The sequence below is a fragment of the Methylobacterium sp. J-001 genome (assembly GCF_022829565.1).
Lineage (GTDB): Bacteria > Pseudomonadota > Alphaproteobacteria > Rhizobiales > Beijerinckiaceae > Methylobacterium.
In genome coordinates this window covers 23173-37713 of sequence record NZ_JAKSYN010000144.1, presented here as the reverse complement: position 1 = coordinate 37713, position 14541 = coordinate 23173, and the positions used below count along the sequence as shown (strand labels likewise).

The 14541-nt window shown below is 69.7% G+C and carries 14 protein-coding genes; 6 read left to right on the top strand and 8 right to left on the bottom strand.

Annotation, left to right across the window (positions count from 1 at the left end):
• Positions 1–363 precede the first annotated feature (363 nt).
• The 4 genes from MKK65_RS18775 to MKK65_RS18760 all read left to right on the top strand — a co-directional run bounded on the left by MKK65_RS18775 (position 364) and on the right by MKK65_RS18760 (position 5266).
• Positions 364–540: a hypothetical protein gene (locus MKK65_RS18775; protein WP_201025805.1), complete on the top strand. Its 177-nt coding sequence runs from the start codon at positions 364–366 to the stop codon at positions 538–540.
• 101 nt (positions 541–641) lie between these two features.
• Entirely contained in the window at positions 642–1307 is a 666-nt protein-coding gene (locus tag MKK65_RS18770) for an invasion associated locus B family protein (RefSeq protein WP_243959640.1), read from the top strand.
• 141 nt (positions 1308–1448) lie between these two features.
• Positions 1449–4799: a hypothetical protein gene (locus tag MKK65_RS18765; RefSeq protein WP_243959638.1), complete on the top strand. Its 3351-nt coding sequence runs from the start codon at positions 1449–1451 to the stop codon at positions 4797–4799.
• Positions 4800–4807: 8 nt separating this feature from the next.
• Entirely contained in the window at positions 4808–5266 is a 459-nt protein-coding gene (locus MKK65_RS18760) for an AAA family ATPase (RefSeq protein WP_243959636.1), read from the top strand.
• A gap of 134 nt (positions 5267–5400) precedes the next feature.
• On the opposite strand, the gene MKK65_RS18755 is transcribed toward MKK65_RS18760, so the two are convergent.
• From MKK65_RS18755 to MKK65_RS18730, 6 genes are all read right to left on the bottom strand, one after another.
• Positions 5401–6855, bottom strand: a complete 1455-nt coding sequence (locus MKK65_RS18755; RefSeq protein WP_243959635.1) for a pilus assembly protein TadG-related protein — start codon at positions 6853–6855, stop codon at positions 5401–5403.
• Positions 6840–7547 carry a TadE/TadG family type IV pilus assembly protein gene (locus MKK65_RS18750; RefSeq protein WP_243959633.1) on the bottom strand — a complete coding sequence of 236 codons (708 nt, stop codon included), beginning with the start codon at positions 7545–7547 and terminating at the stop codon, positions 6840–6842. Before MKK65_RS18750 ends, MKK65_RS18755 begins: the two co-directional genes overlap by 16 nt.
• Complete coding sequence (locus MKK65_RS18745; protein ID WP_313902051.1) at positions 7547–8092, bottom strand: TadE/TadG family type IV pilus assembly protein; 546 nt, start codon at positions 8090–8092, stop codon at positions 7547–7549. Before MKK65_RS18745 ends, MKK65_RS18750 begins: the two co-directional genes overlap by 1 nt.
• 252 nt (positions 8093–8344) lie before the next feature.
• Complete coding sequence (gene fliP / locus MKK65_RS18740) at positions 8345–9133, bottom strand: flagellar type III secretion system pore protein FliP (protein ID WP_243959643.1); 789 nt, start codon at positions 9131–9133, stop codon at positions 8345–8347.
• Between the two features lie 17 nt (positions 9134–9150).
• Positions 9151–10182: a flippase-like domain-containing protein gene (locus MKK65_RS18735; protein ID WP_279596839.1), complete on the bottom strand. Its 1032-nt coding sequence runs from the start codon at positions 10180–10182 to the stop codon at positions 9151–9153.
• 87 nt (positions 10183–10269) lie between these two features.
• The gene (locus MKK65_RS18730; protein WP_243959628.1) at positions 10270–10719 is read right to left on the bottom strand and encodes a hypothetical protein; all 450 of its coding nucleotides are present in this window, start codon (positions 10717–10719) and stop codon (positions 10270–10272) included.
• Between the two features lie 182 nt (positions 10720–10901).
• Here MKK65_RS18730 and MKK65_RS18725 point away from each other — a divergent pair, with 182 nt between their 5' ends.
• Positions 10902–12215, top strand: a complete 1314-nt coding sequence (locus tag MKK65_RS18725) for a hypothetical protein (protein ID WP_058194018.1) — start codon at positions 10902–10904, stop codon at positions 12213–12215.
• A 102-nt stretch (positions 12216–12317) separates the two neighbouring features.
• Positions 12318–12599, top strand: a complete 282-nt coding sequence (locus tag MKK65_RS18720; protein WP_243959627.1) for a hypothetical protein — start codon at positions 12318–12320, stop codon at positions 12597–12599.
• Between the two features lie 159 nt (positions 12600–12758).
• Here MKK65_RS18720 and MKK65_RS18715 read toward each other — a convergent pair whose 3' ends face one another.
• Both MKK65_RS18715 and fliN read right to left on the bottom strand, forming a co-directional pair.
• On the bottom strand, positions 12759–14120 hold the full coding sequence (locus tag MKK65_RS18715; RefSeq protein ID WP_058194016.1) for a sigma-54-dependent transcriptional regulator: 1362 nt from the start codon (positions 14118–14120) through the stop codon (positions 12759–12761).
• 82 nt (positions 14121–14202) lie between these two features.
• Entirely contained in the window at positions 14203–14535 is a 333-nt protein-coding gene (gene fliN, locus MKK65_RS18710; RefSeq protein ID WP_058194015.1) for a flagellar motor switch protein FliN, read from the bottom strand.
• Positions 14536–14541: the final 6 nt, after the last annotated feature.

Here is a 14541-nt window from a genome sequence, read left to right as displayed (position 1 = left end):
TGTCTGGCGGACGCCTGAGGTCCGCGCATAGGGTCGCGAGCGAGGTATGGCGCGCGTGTGACAGTGGGGCGACAGGCAGGCGCTGCGCGCCCTGCGGCGGCGCGTTCGTCGAATCCCGTCGTCGAGAAGGCCGCTCAATGGCGGCTCGACCTGCGGCGGTCAACTGCGCTGCACAACGAACGGTTAAGACGTCGTTGAGGATTGGTGGATGGCATCATGTTTGCAGCGCATGTGTCCTGCGCGCAAAGGCGAGTGGTGAGCAGTTCTGGCATGGCTCATATTGCGCTGCAGCAAAGGTCCCGCAGAAAAATCAACACCATCGGGGCCGAGGAAACGTCCGAGATCCAGATTTTCGGAGTTGTTATGCTCGCTTTCATCGCCACCCGCATCCCCGGCCCGGTCGCCGAGACCGCCGACCGCGATCCCGGCATCCTCACGCTCGCGTTCTCCCTCGCCCGCGCCCTCCGCACCGGGGCCGAGGCCGCGTTTGCGCGCCGCTGCGCTCTCGCCGAGGCCGCCGGCGGACCGAACCCGCTCTGATCCGTCACAACGGGGTGGACCTGCGCCCCCCGGTGATTGCCTCGCCCCGGCTGGGACGTTAGGCGGCTTTGCCGTCAATGGCCCCGGGGGATCGTGATTCCATGTCGACGTTTCGAGCGGTCGTTCGCTTCAGTCTGGTCGCGACGCTGCTGATTGCCGTTCCGTCCGCCTCGCCGCGCGCCCAGGATGCCGAGCCCGAGGCGCCGGCCACCAGTGACGCGCCGGCCAAGGCCAAGCCCAGACCCAAGCCGAAGCCGCCCGCTCCCAAGCCAGCGGCCAAACCGGCCGCCGCCACGCCCGCTGCGGCGCATGCGACCTGGCCCACCGGCGCCAGCACGGTCAGCGAGAGCTACGGCGACTGGACCATGACCTGCACGCGCCCGAGCGAGAAGGTCACCTGCATCGTCGCCCAATCCCAGGGCGATTCGCAGACCGGACGGCGCAAGTTCGGCGTGGAGTTGCAGGTTCCCAACGACGGCCGTTCGGAAGGCATCGTGCTGATGCCGTTCGGCCTCTCGATCGAGGCGGGCGTGACGTTCAAGCTCGACGAGCAGAACCTGGGCAAGGGCGCGCCCTACAGCCTGTGCATGAGCGACGGCTGCCTCGTGCCGATCAGCTTCCCGACGCTGGCCCTCGACGGCATGCGCAATGCCAAGAAGCTGTTCGTGACCGCGCAGAAGTCGAGCGGCAGCGAGCCCGCCACCATCACGGTCCCTCTTGAAGGCTTTCCGCAGGCCCTCGACCGCGCCGTCGCCCTCAGCGGCTGAGACCGATCGGATCGGATCCGGCCAATCCCAGGGTTACGGTTAAGCCAGCGTTAGCCGCCGTGCCGCAGGATGCCTCCGATGTGTGGCGCCGGGCGCCGTGGCCCGAGGGTGGCCGCGCGCCGGGATTGGATCGGCGAGGCGATGAGCTCCGAGGGCAGGCGATCCCGGATCCGCCGATATGTCGGCACGCGGCTCGTGCGCGCGTCGCTGCCCGCGCTTGTCCTGCTGGCAGCGATCGATCCGGCGCTCGCCGCCCGGCTGATCGGCGCCAAGGGCAGCGAATCCGGCACGGGCCCCGGCGGTTACGGCCGGATCGTCCTCACCTTCGACAAGCCGGTCGCCGTCAAGGCGAAGCTCGCCGGAGGCGTGTTGCTGCTCGGCTACGGCGAGCGGGTCGCCCAGGGCCCCGAGCGGCTGGCCGAGGAGATACCCGCTTTCGTCTCCACGGTCCGGCGCGATCCCGACGGCTCGGGCCTGCGGGTCGCCCTGCAGCGCCCCTTCCGGGCCAACGTCCAATCGGCCGGCGAGCGCGTGTTCGTCGATCTGCTGCCGGAGGGCTGGTCCGGCCTGCCGCCGCCGCTGCCCCCCGAGGTGGTGGCCGAGCTCGCCCGCCGGGCCCAGGTCGCCGAGGAAGCGTTGCGGGCGCGTACGCCGCCGCTCGTCCGCAAGCCCCTCAGCCTGGAACTCGCCCGGCTCCCGACGCTGACGCGCCTGTCCCTGCGCCTGCCCGACGAGGCGGTGGCGACCGTGACCGCCGAGGGGGCGACGACGCGCCTGCGCGTGGCCGGGGCGTGGACCATCGATTCGAACGAGGCCCGTGGCCGCCCGCGGCCCGGCATTGCCAAGCTCGCCACCGAATCCGACGCGGGTTCGGCCAGCATCCTGGTCACGCCTGCGGATGGATTCATCGTCACCACGGAGCGGGAGGACGGCGCCTACACGATCGACGTGGTGACCCGGGCGCCGCCCGAGGCCGCCAAGTCCAAGGCCGTCGAGGTGCCCGGCCCGGCCGCGTCCGAGCCGGGCGCCGCCAAGCCGACCGCGCCCATCCCGGTTCCCGCCCGGAAGGCCGAGGCCCCGGCCGTCCCGGATGCTGCCCCCGAATCGCCGCCGAAGCGCAAGGCGGGCGCCGGCCTGGTCTTCCCGTTCCAGACCCTGCCGCCTGCGGCCCTGTTCGAGCGCGGCGGCGTGGCCACGCTGGTGTTCGAGACCGCCGAGCCCGTGACCGTGCCGCCGAGCGCCCAGGGCCTCGCGCCGGTGGGAGCGCCGGAGCGGACCGGGGCGGTCACCGTCCTGCGCTTCGCGGTACCGCCGGGCCGGCTGGTGGATCTGGCCGCCGTCACCACCGGGGCCGGCTCCGCCTGGGAGCTGTCGGCGGGCGATGCCCTGAGCCCGAGCGACAGCCTCGATCCGGTCCGCAAGCCGGACCCGACCGGCCGGATCACCGTCGCGCTGGCGCTCCCCCGGGCCGGATCGGCGACCTGGCTCGATCGTGACGGCGAGCGCATCGTCGTGGTCACCTCGGCGGCGCAGCGCGCCATCGGCAATCCGAAGAGCCGCCGTTTCGTGGATTTCGAGATCCTGCCGAGCCGGCACGGCGTCGCGGTGCTCGCGGGTGCCGACGATCTCGCGGTGCGGCCGCAGATCGACGGGGTGACGATCGGCCGGGAAGGCGGCCTTGCCGCCTCGACGGCTGTCCGCAACGCCGATCCCGCCCTGGCCGAGGCCGGCAGCCTCGCCGTCGTGCGCGAGTCCTGGGATCGGGCGCGGGCCGGGAACGTGCGCGAGACCCTGCGGACGCTGGCCAACGCCGCCGCGACGGTGCCGCCGGCCGAGCGCGGCCCGGCGCGCCTGGCGCTCGCCCGCGCCGACATCGCCAACGGCTTGGACCTCGAAGGGCTTGCGCCCCTCGAGGCGGCGGCCGCCGAGGATCCGCTGCTGGCCACCCAGCGCGACGTCGCGATCCTGCGCGGTCTGGCGCTCGCGCGCAGCGACCGAAACACCGAGGCTCTGAAGGCCCTGTCGACGCCGCAACTCGCCAGCGACCCGGAGGCCGCCCTGTGGCGGGCGATGGCGTCGGCCGGTCTCGGCGACTGGAAGGCGGCCGAGACCGGCTTCCTCAAGGCGCTGCCGGTGGCCGACGGCTACCCGTCGGACCTCGCCCAGCAGATCCGCGCCCGGGCGGCGGAATCGGCGATCGAAAACGGCGATGCCGAGACCGCCGCAGCCCGGGCGGACGACGCGCCCAACCTGCCGCCCTGGATCCGCGACCGGCTCGCCCTGGTCCGCGCCCGCGTCTCGGAGGCGACCGGCCAGACCGAGGCGGCCCTCGACGCCTATGCGCGCCTCGAACAGGTCGGTCAGCGGCCGGTGGCAGCCGAGGCGCAATTGCGCGGCACGCTCTTGGCCCGTGCCTCCGGCAAGCTCGGACCGGAGGCCGCGATCGATCGGCTGGAGCGGTTGGCCCTGACCTGGCACGGCGGTCCGACCGAAACCGGCATCTCGGTGGGCCTGGCGCAGCTCTATCTCGGCGCGGGTCGCTGGCGCGACGCCTTCACGGCCTTGCGCCGGGCCAACGCCTTCGCACCGAACGACACCGCCACGCAGGCGCTCACCCGCGAGATGCGCGCCGCCTTCGAGAATCTCTACCTCACGGACAAGGGGGACCAACTCTCCGGGGTCGACGCGGTGGCGCTGTATTTCGATTTCCGCGAGCTCGCCCCGATCGGGCGGCGCGGCGACGAGGTGGTGCGCCGCCTGGCCGACCGCCTGGTCGGGCTGGACCTCCTCGATTCGGCCGCCGACCTGCTGCAGTATCAGATCGACAACCGGCTTACCGGCCCGGCCAAGTCCGCCGTGGCGGCCCGGCTCGCCACGATCCGGCTGATGGACGACAAGCCGATGCGGGCGCTACAGGTGCTCGACGCCACCAATCTGCCCGAACTGCCCGGCGAGCTGAAGCGCGCCCGCGCCCTGGTCCGCGCCCGCGCCCTCTCGGACCTCACCCGCACCGACCTCGCTTTGGAGACCATCGAGGAGGAGAGCGGCCCCGATATCGAGCGTCTGCGCGCCGACATCTATTGGGGTGCCCGCCGCTGGCGCGAGGCCGGGGAATCGCACGAGGCGCTGCTCGGCGAGGCCTGGCGCGCCGGCCGGCCGCTGAACGAGCAGGCCCGGGCCGACGCGGTGCGCGCCGCCATCGCGTACGACCTCGCGGGCGAGGCGATCGGCCTGGAGCGGCTGAAGGCCAAGTTCTCCGAGGCGATGGCCGAGAGCCCGGACGCCCGCACCTTCGCGCTGCTCACCGGCGCCAATCCGACGAAGACCCCGGAATTCCGCGCCATCGCGGCCCGCGCCACCAAGGCCAAGACCCTGTCGGCGTTCCTGGCCGAGTACCGCAAGCGCTATCCCGAGACCGCTCTGCCCGAGCGCGGCGCGGCGGCTGCGGAGCGCCAGAGCAGCGTGGAGGCTCCGGGTACGCCGCCGGGGTGAGTGGCATCATGGTTTTGGTGATCGATCCCGATCGATTCCTCGAAACCGCGGGCGGCCGCGTCTGGACGCCGGAGCGCAACGGGGAGGCATGGCGGCTCGCCCACGCGGCGTTGGAAGAGGTGCTGGCCGCCGGTGGCGTCGACCGGGTCGTGATCGTCTGCGGCCTGCAGGGGGCGGGGAAGTCGAGCTGGATCGCTCGCCAGGATCAGGACGCCGCCCAGGTCTATGTGGACGCGGCCCTCCCCGGCGCCCGGCATCGGGCGCCGATCGTCGCCATCGCGCGCCGCTACCGCGTCCCCGTGGACGCGGTCTGGATCCGCGTTCCCCTCGTCGTCGCCCTGGAGCGGAACCGGCAGCGGCAGGGCGACAAGATCGTCCCGGAGACGAGCATCCGCTCCGTGGACCGCCTATTCGAGCCGCCGACCCGCGATGAAGGGTTTTCGGTGGTGCGGATCGTCGTGGCTTGATTCCGGGCCTCGATCGCCCCACGCCGTCATTGCAAGCGCAGCGAAGCAATCCCGTGCGGCGCGCGATCCCCGACCATGGCTGTTGCTTCGCTACGGTCGCAATGACGGTGCGGGCGACGTGAAAAAAACAGCCCTCACTGCGTCAGCCGCGCGACCTGGAGCGCCTGATCGAACATCGCGGTGAGCGAACTCTTGATGTCGTCCGGGCTGTTGGCCGTATAGAAATATCCCGGCGAGGCACAGCTTTGCAGAGGGGTCGCCAGGGTCGGGCTAAAGGCGTTCACCTTCTTGTTCTCGGCGGCGACGGTCCCGCCGTAATCCGTGAAGGTGATGATGTTGTAGGGGATGTACAGGATCGAGATCGTCGCCCCGGCCGTCTTGAGGGCCGTGCAGAGCGACGGGTCGATCTGTGCCGGCGTCGACCCGTCGAAATTCCCGGCGGCGTAGCCCGGGAAGCTCGATGGATTGCCAGGATAATAATATTTGCCGTTCTTGGTGATGGAATAGTGCTGCCCGTTCTGCATCCCGTCCGTCACCAGGAAGACGAACGGCTTGCGCGCGCCGATGCCGGAGCCGTCCCCGAACCCACCGGCATTGGTGATGGTGCTCTTCATTTGGGGCAGGACGACCTCGAAATGCGTGCCGCCGGAGCCCGTGCCGGTGCTCGGATCGCCCCCCGTCGAGAGCTGCGTCGTACCGGTATCGAGCAGCTTGGTCAGGGCCAGCGGATAGGGCACGGTGTTGGCGCAGTCGGCCGCGGTGTTCAGCGTCGCGATACTGCTGTTGATGTCGGCGAGCGTGCCCATCTGGTTGATGAACGGATACAGGCCGACGCGGTACTGGCTCGTCACCGTCGGGTTGGCGGCCCGTTGAATCAGCGAGCAGACGGCCGTGTTCAACGCATCCGAGCGCAGCTGGATCTTGCCGGCGGCCAGGGTCCAGCCGTTGTTGTTCGGGTAGTGGCAGGCGAACTGGCAACCCTGCTTGTAGTCGGAGTTCAGGTCGTTGTTCTTGGCGGCAAGCTGGGTCATCCCGGCCGTCGTCGCGGGCAGGCCCATCGAGCCCGACACGTCCAAGAGCAGGTAGAAATCGAGATAGCTCGCCAGATCCGCGGACGCCGTGACCGTATTGGCGAAGGTCGTCGTCGGCGTCCGGAAGATCTGCCCGAAATTGTTCTTCACCGTGGCGCTGTAGACGACCGTCGACCTGAGCGTTTGGCGGGTCCGGACCAGCTGCGGTGTTTGGAGCTGCACCTGCGCGAACGGCACCGTGCCGGCATTGACCGTGAAGGCGTTGGTCGCCTGGGCGATGCCGGCCGCGATGGCGTTGGCGGTGACGTTCGCCTCGCCCGGGTTGGCGGCGATATAGGCCTTGGCGGTCGCCACCGCGGCGATGGCGGCGGCATCCGCGGCCGCGTCGAGCTTGGCCTTGTCGGTAATCGCCACGCCGTAATCGACCCCGTAGCCGAGCAGGCCGACCATGGGCAGCAGGCTCAAGGCGAACAGGATCGTCACGTTGCCGGAGCGCGCGCCAGACAGGAGCGCCGCCCGGGCGACGAGGCGGCGTGCGCGGTTCAGAAACCCGGGCATTTCACGGCGATCCCATCGTTGCCGGTCGTATCGAAATTGACCAGCGCGGCGTAGCGCGGCTGCACGTACATCGAGCGGGCGATCCGCACGGCGGGGATGAACCGCGCGCCGAAGGTCGGCCGAAAATTGAAGACCACGTCGACCGCGACGATCGAGCCCGGCCCGAAGACCGAGCGCGGCAGCGTCGTCCGGTTGGGCGGGGTGGTATCGGCCGCGGGAAGCTGCGGGACCTTGCAGGGCCGATAATTGCCGCCGGTGGTCCCCGAACTCGTCCATGCGACGGCGGCCGTATAGCAGGCGCTCAGGTCGCCGCCCGTGCAATTCGACGACGTCTGGGTGAACGCGACCGCGGCGTAGGTGATGGCGATGTCCTGCCACCATTGCAAACCCTGTCGCGGCGCGTCCTTCAGCAGGTACGGGAACAGGACCAGGGTGGAATCGTAGCTGAAATGCAGGTCGGCAGCGGTGACGGTCGCCACGGTGGAGCCCGAGGGGGGCATCGCCTGGGAGATCATCTGGCTGATCGACTGGGCGATCAGCCCGACCTTGCGGCTGGCGTCGATGTACGTGACCAGCTGGATCCCGCCGAGCATCAGGATCAGCAGGACCGGCAGGATCAGGGCGAATTCGATCACCGAGGCTGCGCGCGTGTCGCCGAGGAAGCGCGTCGCCGAGGGCAAACGGTCTGCCATCAGAACAGCTCATTGCGGAACGCCGCGGTCGAGATCGCCAGGTAGGCCGGGGCGCCATTGAAGGTCGTGGCGCCGCCAAGCATCGACGCGAAGGCGGAGGGCAGGAAGGTGATCGGATAGATCACCAACAGATACTGAAACTGCCCGCGGGTGCCGAGTCTGTACTGGCCGGTGCTCGGCGTGAGCGGCGGGATGACTAGGCCGCTGAGGTCGGATCTCACGTACGCGTAGTAACCGCCGGGCGACGTTCCGGTCGGAACCACGGACAGGTTGACGACGAGATTGCTGCATTTCAACGCCGCCGGCAGGTGGCTGCACAGCGAAGCCTTGAACCCGGCTTGATCGAGGGCATTCCTCTGGGCCGCGCCGGTGAGGATCTGCCGGGCCGCCCGTGTCGTAGCATAATCGAGAGATTGATTTATATACAGGATCGTGCCGACTGTCATGATCAGTAAAACTGTAAGAATAGACAGTATCGAGACGAGCGCGAATTCGACCGCTGCGGCCCCTTTCCGATCGCGAACAAAAGCGTGCATGAAAAACATGCGCCCTGCTAGCGAGAGATTACTAAATCCAAGTTAAAAACGTCTTCAGGACTCTAGAGACTTAACTTGGTGAATCTAGGGGCGTAACCAGTCTGATCGGCTCAGGCGGGTGCCTCTAGGCCATCGTCTCACTGCGCATTCTTTCGACGCATCTCTGGGCACTTCGGCGGGGGGCGCTTTCGAGCATGTTTTGAGCGCGTCGACTTGGGGCCCGCCCCGCGATCCTTGCCCAGTCTGCACTTCGGCGATGCCCTATCCGCCGTAGCTCTGGACCAGCGATCCGGCCACCAGGGTCCAGCCATCGACCAGCACGAAGAAGATGAGCTTGAAGGGCAGAGCGACGGTGGCGGGCGGCACCATCATCATGCCCACCGCCATCAGCACCGAGGCGACCACGAGGTCGATGATCAGGAACGGGATGAACAGCAGGAACCCGATCTCGAAGGCGCGGCGCAGCTCCGAGATCATGAAGGCCGGGGTCACGATCTCCAGACCGACATCCTCGGGGCCCTTCGGCACCGGCACCTTGGCGAGATCGAGGAACAGCTTCAGGTCTTTCTCGCGCACGTTCTTCAGCATGAACGTCTTGAACGGCGCCGAGGCCCGCTCGAAAGCCTGCGCCTGGGTGATCCGCCCGGCCACCAGAGGCTCGATCCCGGCGCTGTAGGCGGCGCGCCCGGTGGGGGCCATCACGAAGGCGGTGAGGAACAGCGCCAGGCTGACGATCACCGCGGTCGGCGGCGCCGTCTGGGTACCCAGCGCCGAGCGCAGGATCGACAGCACGACGACGATCCGGGTGAAGGCGGTGGCCATCACCAGGACCGAGGGCGCCACCGCCAGGACGGTGATCAGCGCGACGAGCTGGAGTGCCCGCTCGGTGGTGCCGCCCGCGCCGAGATCGACGCTGAGGCTCTGGGCCAGGGCCGGTCCGGCGGCCAGCGAAGCGCCGGCCAGCCCGGCGAGGATCGAGACGCGGATTCTTGAGACTGAACGCGGTTTCGCGCCGCCGGTCGGGGCGTCGGCCTTCGAGGTCACGGGCATCGCGGTCACAGGCGGTCTCAGGTGGGGGTGGCCGGGCGCACGCCCGTGCGTCGCGCCTCGAGGTTCTGCCAGATCAGCAGTGCCGGCAGCCCGAGCACGACATCGGGGATCCGGCGGGCGAGGGAGAGCGCGATCGCAGTGCCGGCATCGATTCCGAACAGGCCGCAGACCAGGACGAGGCCGCCTTCCTGTACGCCGAGCCCGCTTGGAACCAGGAAGGCCGCGGCCTTGATCGCCTGGCTGAGCGCCTCGATCACCAGGACCTCGGACAGGCTGATGTTGTCGACGCCGATGCAGGTCAGCACGACCGCCACCTCGGCGGCGCCGAGCAGCCAGGCCAGGGCATGGAGGGCGAAGGATTGGGCCAGACGGCCGCGCCGCTCTGCCGCCCAGACCGTGTCGAGCGCCCCCTGGATCCGTGGGGCCGGCTCGGGACGTGCTTCGGTCTCGCGCACGAATCGCCGGCCCAGAGCCGCGACGCGATCTTCGAGCACGCGCACGATCCCGGTACGCTGAAGCGCGAAGAAGGCCGCCACCGCGAGTCCCGCCACCGCGAGAGTCCGCAGCGTCCAATGCGCCAGCTCGGCGGCGGCCGGACCCTCGACTTGGCTCAGCAGGCCGGCGCCGAGCCCGGCAAACAGCGCCAGCGTGCCGACCTGGAACAGCATGTCGGCCAGCACGGAGGCCGCCGCCAGGGTGCCGGTCACGCCCCAGAAGGTCAGGAGCCGGGCGCCGAGCACGTCGCCGCCGACCGAGGCCACCGGCAGCAGCACGTTGATGCCCTCGCGCACGAAGCGCAAAATCAGGCAGGCCGAGGCCGGGGCGGGCGACAGGCCGTCCAAGATGCGCGCCCAGGCGAGGCCGCAGACCACCACGACCAGCGCCCGGACCAGCGTGACGCCGGCAAAGCCCACGAATCCGATCCGTCCGAACGCCGCGGCCACTGCGGAGAGATCGTTGGTCGCCACGAGCCAGATCGCGAGGCCGAGGCCGATCAAGGTGCCGATCAGGGGCAGCCGACGCAGCACGGCGAGGCCGATGCGCCGCATCGGGGAGGCGCGGTCGCCGCTCACGGCCGGACCGTGGGGGATGTGCGCCGAATGGCGGGCAAAGGGGAGCGCTCCAGGTTGCGCCAGTCAAGCATCCGGCGGCGATTCGGCAGGTGGCACCGCCGCTAGGGGGGTATTGGGGCCGAATTCGGGGGCGCGCCGCCGCGGCAGCACGGGGCGGAGCACGGCCGCGAGGGCGTCCTGAGGCGCTGCCTCGGGATCGAGCAGGACGATGCGGCCCTCTGCCAGGCTCGCGCCTGTGGCCACCGCCACCGCGCGTTTCGGACACGGCCCGAGGCAGCCCGACTCGACGATGCAGAGTTTGGTCCGCCCGGTGAGCGCGCCATCCTTGACGGCCTGCTTGGCGGCCCCCTTCAGCAGCGCCCGCACTGCGCGCGGCCGCAGGCCCTGGCGCTTGGCGCATTTGGAGCACACCACCACGACCTCCGCGAGCTTGGTCTTGGCAGACTTCGTCAGGGCCGGGCGGCCGGCGGGGCGGTCTCCGGGTCCGGGGGCGACAGGGGGGCGTGTCATCATCGGGAGATTGTACGGCGCGATACCGGGGCCGGCTACGTTGCCCGTCGCCGCGGTGCGGCGGCGCCGGGGGGCGGTGCCTTAAAAAGGGCCGAAAAGAACGGGATTCCGATCGCTGCGCACGGGCCGTCCTCCGGCCGGTTTCGCGGTGGCGGATCCGGCGCAGACCCAGGAACAGTGAGCGGATGAGCTTCGACGACGTCAAGGACGACACGCGCGAAAGCGAACTCGTGACGTTCGCCCCATCGACGATGACCGAGCTGCGCCACGGCGCGGAGACGATCCGTCCGGTGCCGGAGAAGCGCGGCGCCCGGGCCCTGGTGGCCGCGGCGCGGGAGCGCCTCGACTGGACCCGTCTGCCCGGCCTCGGCCGGCGCCGGGAGGACACGTCGAGCTACGGGGCGCGGGTCATTCGCCGCGTCGGCCTGTTCGTGCTGCTGCCGACCCTGGTGGTCGGCCTGTACCTGTTCGTCTTCGCATCCAATCAGTACATTGCCGAGGCGCAGTTCACGGTGCGCGGCAACGTCGAGCCGATGGAGAATATTTCCCTCGGCCAGTACACGAACCTGATTCAGAAGCACAACAGCCAGGACAGTTTCATCGTCCGCGACTTCATCGAGAGCCAGACGCTGGTCGAGGCCCTGGAGAAGAGCATCGGCATCTCGAAGATGTTCTCCCGGCCCGAGGCGGATTTCTGGGCCCGGTTCGATCCGAGCGACCCGATCGAGGACCTCACCAAGTATTGGCGCAAGCACGTCGATGCGCATATCGACTCGATCTCGGGCGTGATCCGCCTGTCGGTGCGCGCCTTCACTCCGCAGGACGCCCTGACCATCGCCCGCGAGGTGGTGAGCCGATCCGAGGCGCTGATCAACGACATCTCGAAGCGCGCCCAGGCCGACATGGTCAAGCAGGCGCAGGCGGACGCGACGGTGGCGCAGGAGCGCCTGAGCAAGGCCCATCTCGCGCTGCAGAGCTTCCGCAACCAGTGGGGCGTGATCGACCCGATCAAGACCGCCGAGGGAACGCTGACCACGCTCACGCTTCTGCGCAAGGAGAAGCTCAAGCTCGAGACCGATCTTCAGGTCCTGCGCGGCTCGAACCTGGATGAGCGCTCGCGCTCGATCCAGACGCTGGCCTCCAACGTCGCGGCCATCGACCAGCAGATGAAGGTTCTGCAGGACGAGCTGACCAATGCCGGACGGGCCGCGGGCGGCGGCACCAACCTGACCGAGGCGCTGCTCCAGTACGAGGGCCTATTGGTCGAGCGGACCATCGCCGAGAAGCTCGAGGAATCGGCGAACATGCTGCTGGACCGGGCCCGGATCTCGGCGAGCAAGCAGCACATCTTCCTGGCCACCTTCGTGCCGCCGGTGCTGCCGACAGACAGCCTCTATCCCGAGCGGGGCCATAGCCTGATCGTGGCGTTCTTCTGCTTCTTCGTGCTCTGGAGCTCGTCCTCGCTCCTGATCGCCGGCATCCGCGACCAGCGGATGTGAGCCGGCACCGCGGGGTCTGGATCCCGCGGCGTACGGTCTGTAGAGGGGAGACGGCCCGGCATCCCGGGCCTCCCCCGATCGATGAGCGAAGTCTAACGGTCCATGTCGGATTTCTCCGATCTCGTCGCGAAGGCGATCCAGCCCTCGATGAACCGGGCGGAGCGCGAGGCGGTCTACACGGTCGTGCGGCAGGCCGTGCTACGCCTGCAGGAGCGCGAAGCGCTGCCCCCGGACGACGCGCGCGTCGCGCTTCAGCGCCACCTCGTCGAAGAGACGATCCGCGACGTCGAGGGCGACGTCGCCCGCTACGAATCCCTGCGCAAGCTCGACGCCGCCTTCGCGGCCCAGAACGAGGCCAACAAGGCCGCGCGCGAGGGGCGGTGACGGGGCCGCGGCTCGGAACGTTCTGCTCGTTTCGTCATCGCGAGCGCAGCGAAGCGACCCAGGGTGGCGCGCGATCCCCGGAGGTGGCGTTTCCCTAGGTTGCTTCGCTGCGCTCGCAATGACGGTGATAGCCGCTGCAAGCCCTCCTGATATCCTGCCCTACCCGTAGGCCGCGCTCGCCCGGACGGCGCCGGGCTCGGCCACGTCGAGACCGGCCGAGACGTACTCGTTGAGCTTGTTGCGCAGCGTGCGGATCGAGATGCCGAGGATCTTGGCCGCGTGGGTCCGGTTGCCGAGGCAATGGTCGAGGGTGTCGAGGATCAGGTCGCACTCGACCTGAGCCACGGTCCGGCCGACCAGGCCGCGGGTGGCGGCTTCGGCAGCCTGGACGGCACGGCCGGCCGGACCCGCCGTGGCGATCGCCTCGCCATCCGGGGACAGGATCGCGTCGGGGCCGATCTCGGGGCCGGAGGCCAGCAGCACCGCCCGGTGCAGGGTGTTCTCAAGCTCGCGCACGTTGCCGCGCCAGGGATTCTTCACCACCAGCGCCCGCGCCTCGGCGCTGAGCGGGCGGGCCGGGACGCCGTTCACCTCGGCGTATTTCCGGGCGAAGTGAGCGGCGAGCTCCAGGATGTCGGCCGGCCGGTCGCGCAGGGCCGGCAGCTTCAGCGAGACGACGTTGAGCCGGTAGAACAGGTCCTCGCGGAACGTGCCCTTGCGGACCTCCTCCATCAGGTTGCGGTTCGAGGTCGCGAGCACGCGGATGTCGACCCGCACCGGGGCGGTGCCGCCGACCCGGTCGATCACCCGCTCCTGCAGGGCGCGCAGCAGCTTCGACTGCAGGCGCACATCCATCTCGGATATCTCGTCGAGCAGCAGGGTGCCGCCATTGGCCTCTTCGAACCGGCCGATTCGCCGGGCGACCGCGCCGGTGAACGCGCCCTTCTCGTGTCCGAACAGCTCGGATTCGAGCAGGGCCTCGGGGATCGCCGCGCAATTGACCGAGACGAACGGCTTGCCGGCCCGGTTCGACTTGAGGTGGACATGGCGGGCCAGCACCTCCTTGCCGGTGCCGCTCTCGCCGGTGATCAGCACCGAAGCCTCGGAGGGGGCGACCTGCTCGGCCAGCTTGACCACCCGTTCCATCGACGGGTCACGCCAGACGAAGGCCGCGCGGTCGGAGGCGACCGCCTCCAGCACTGCGGCGATCAGCTCGGGATCGGGCGGGAGCGGGATGTACTCCTTGGCTCCGGCCCGAATCGCCGCGACCGCGGTCTGGGCGTCGGCCGAGACGCCGCAGGCCACGACCGGGGTGCGGATGCGCTCGGCCTCCAGGGCGTCGACGAGGTCGCGCACCGCCAGCGACACGTCGATCATGATCAGGTCGGCGCCCTTGGCGCGCAGGACGTTGAGGCCCTGCGGGATCGCGTCCGCCTGCGTCACCGAGGCGCCGCGCCGCATCGCGATCTTGGAGGCGGTGATCAGCTCGCCGTTGAGCCGCCCGATCATCAGGAGCCGCATGGTTCGTCCCTCTCAAATGTCGTGGCGTGAGGTGCAAGCCGCCTCGCAAGGCGGCGGTCTCCCGCGCAAAGTCCCAAAACAATCATTCGCCCTTGACGATCTCGGTCATCGTCACCCCGAGCCGGTCCTCGACGAGGACGACCTCGCCGCGGGCGACGAGCCGGTTGTTGACGAACACGTCGATCGCCTCGCCGACCTTCCGGTCGAGTTCGAGCACCGCGCCGGGGGCGAGCCGGAGCAGGTCGCCGATCGGCATCCGCGAGGAGCCGAGCACCGCCGAGACCATCACGGGCACGTCGAACAGCTGCTCCAGGTCGGCGGCCGTCTTCGGGGTGGTGGGCGTGTCGCGGATCGAGCCCGCGGCGTAGTCGGGATCGGTGTCGCCGAGCTGGGGCAGGCTGAAATCGTCGGACATCCGGGC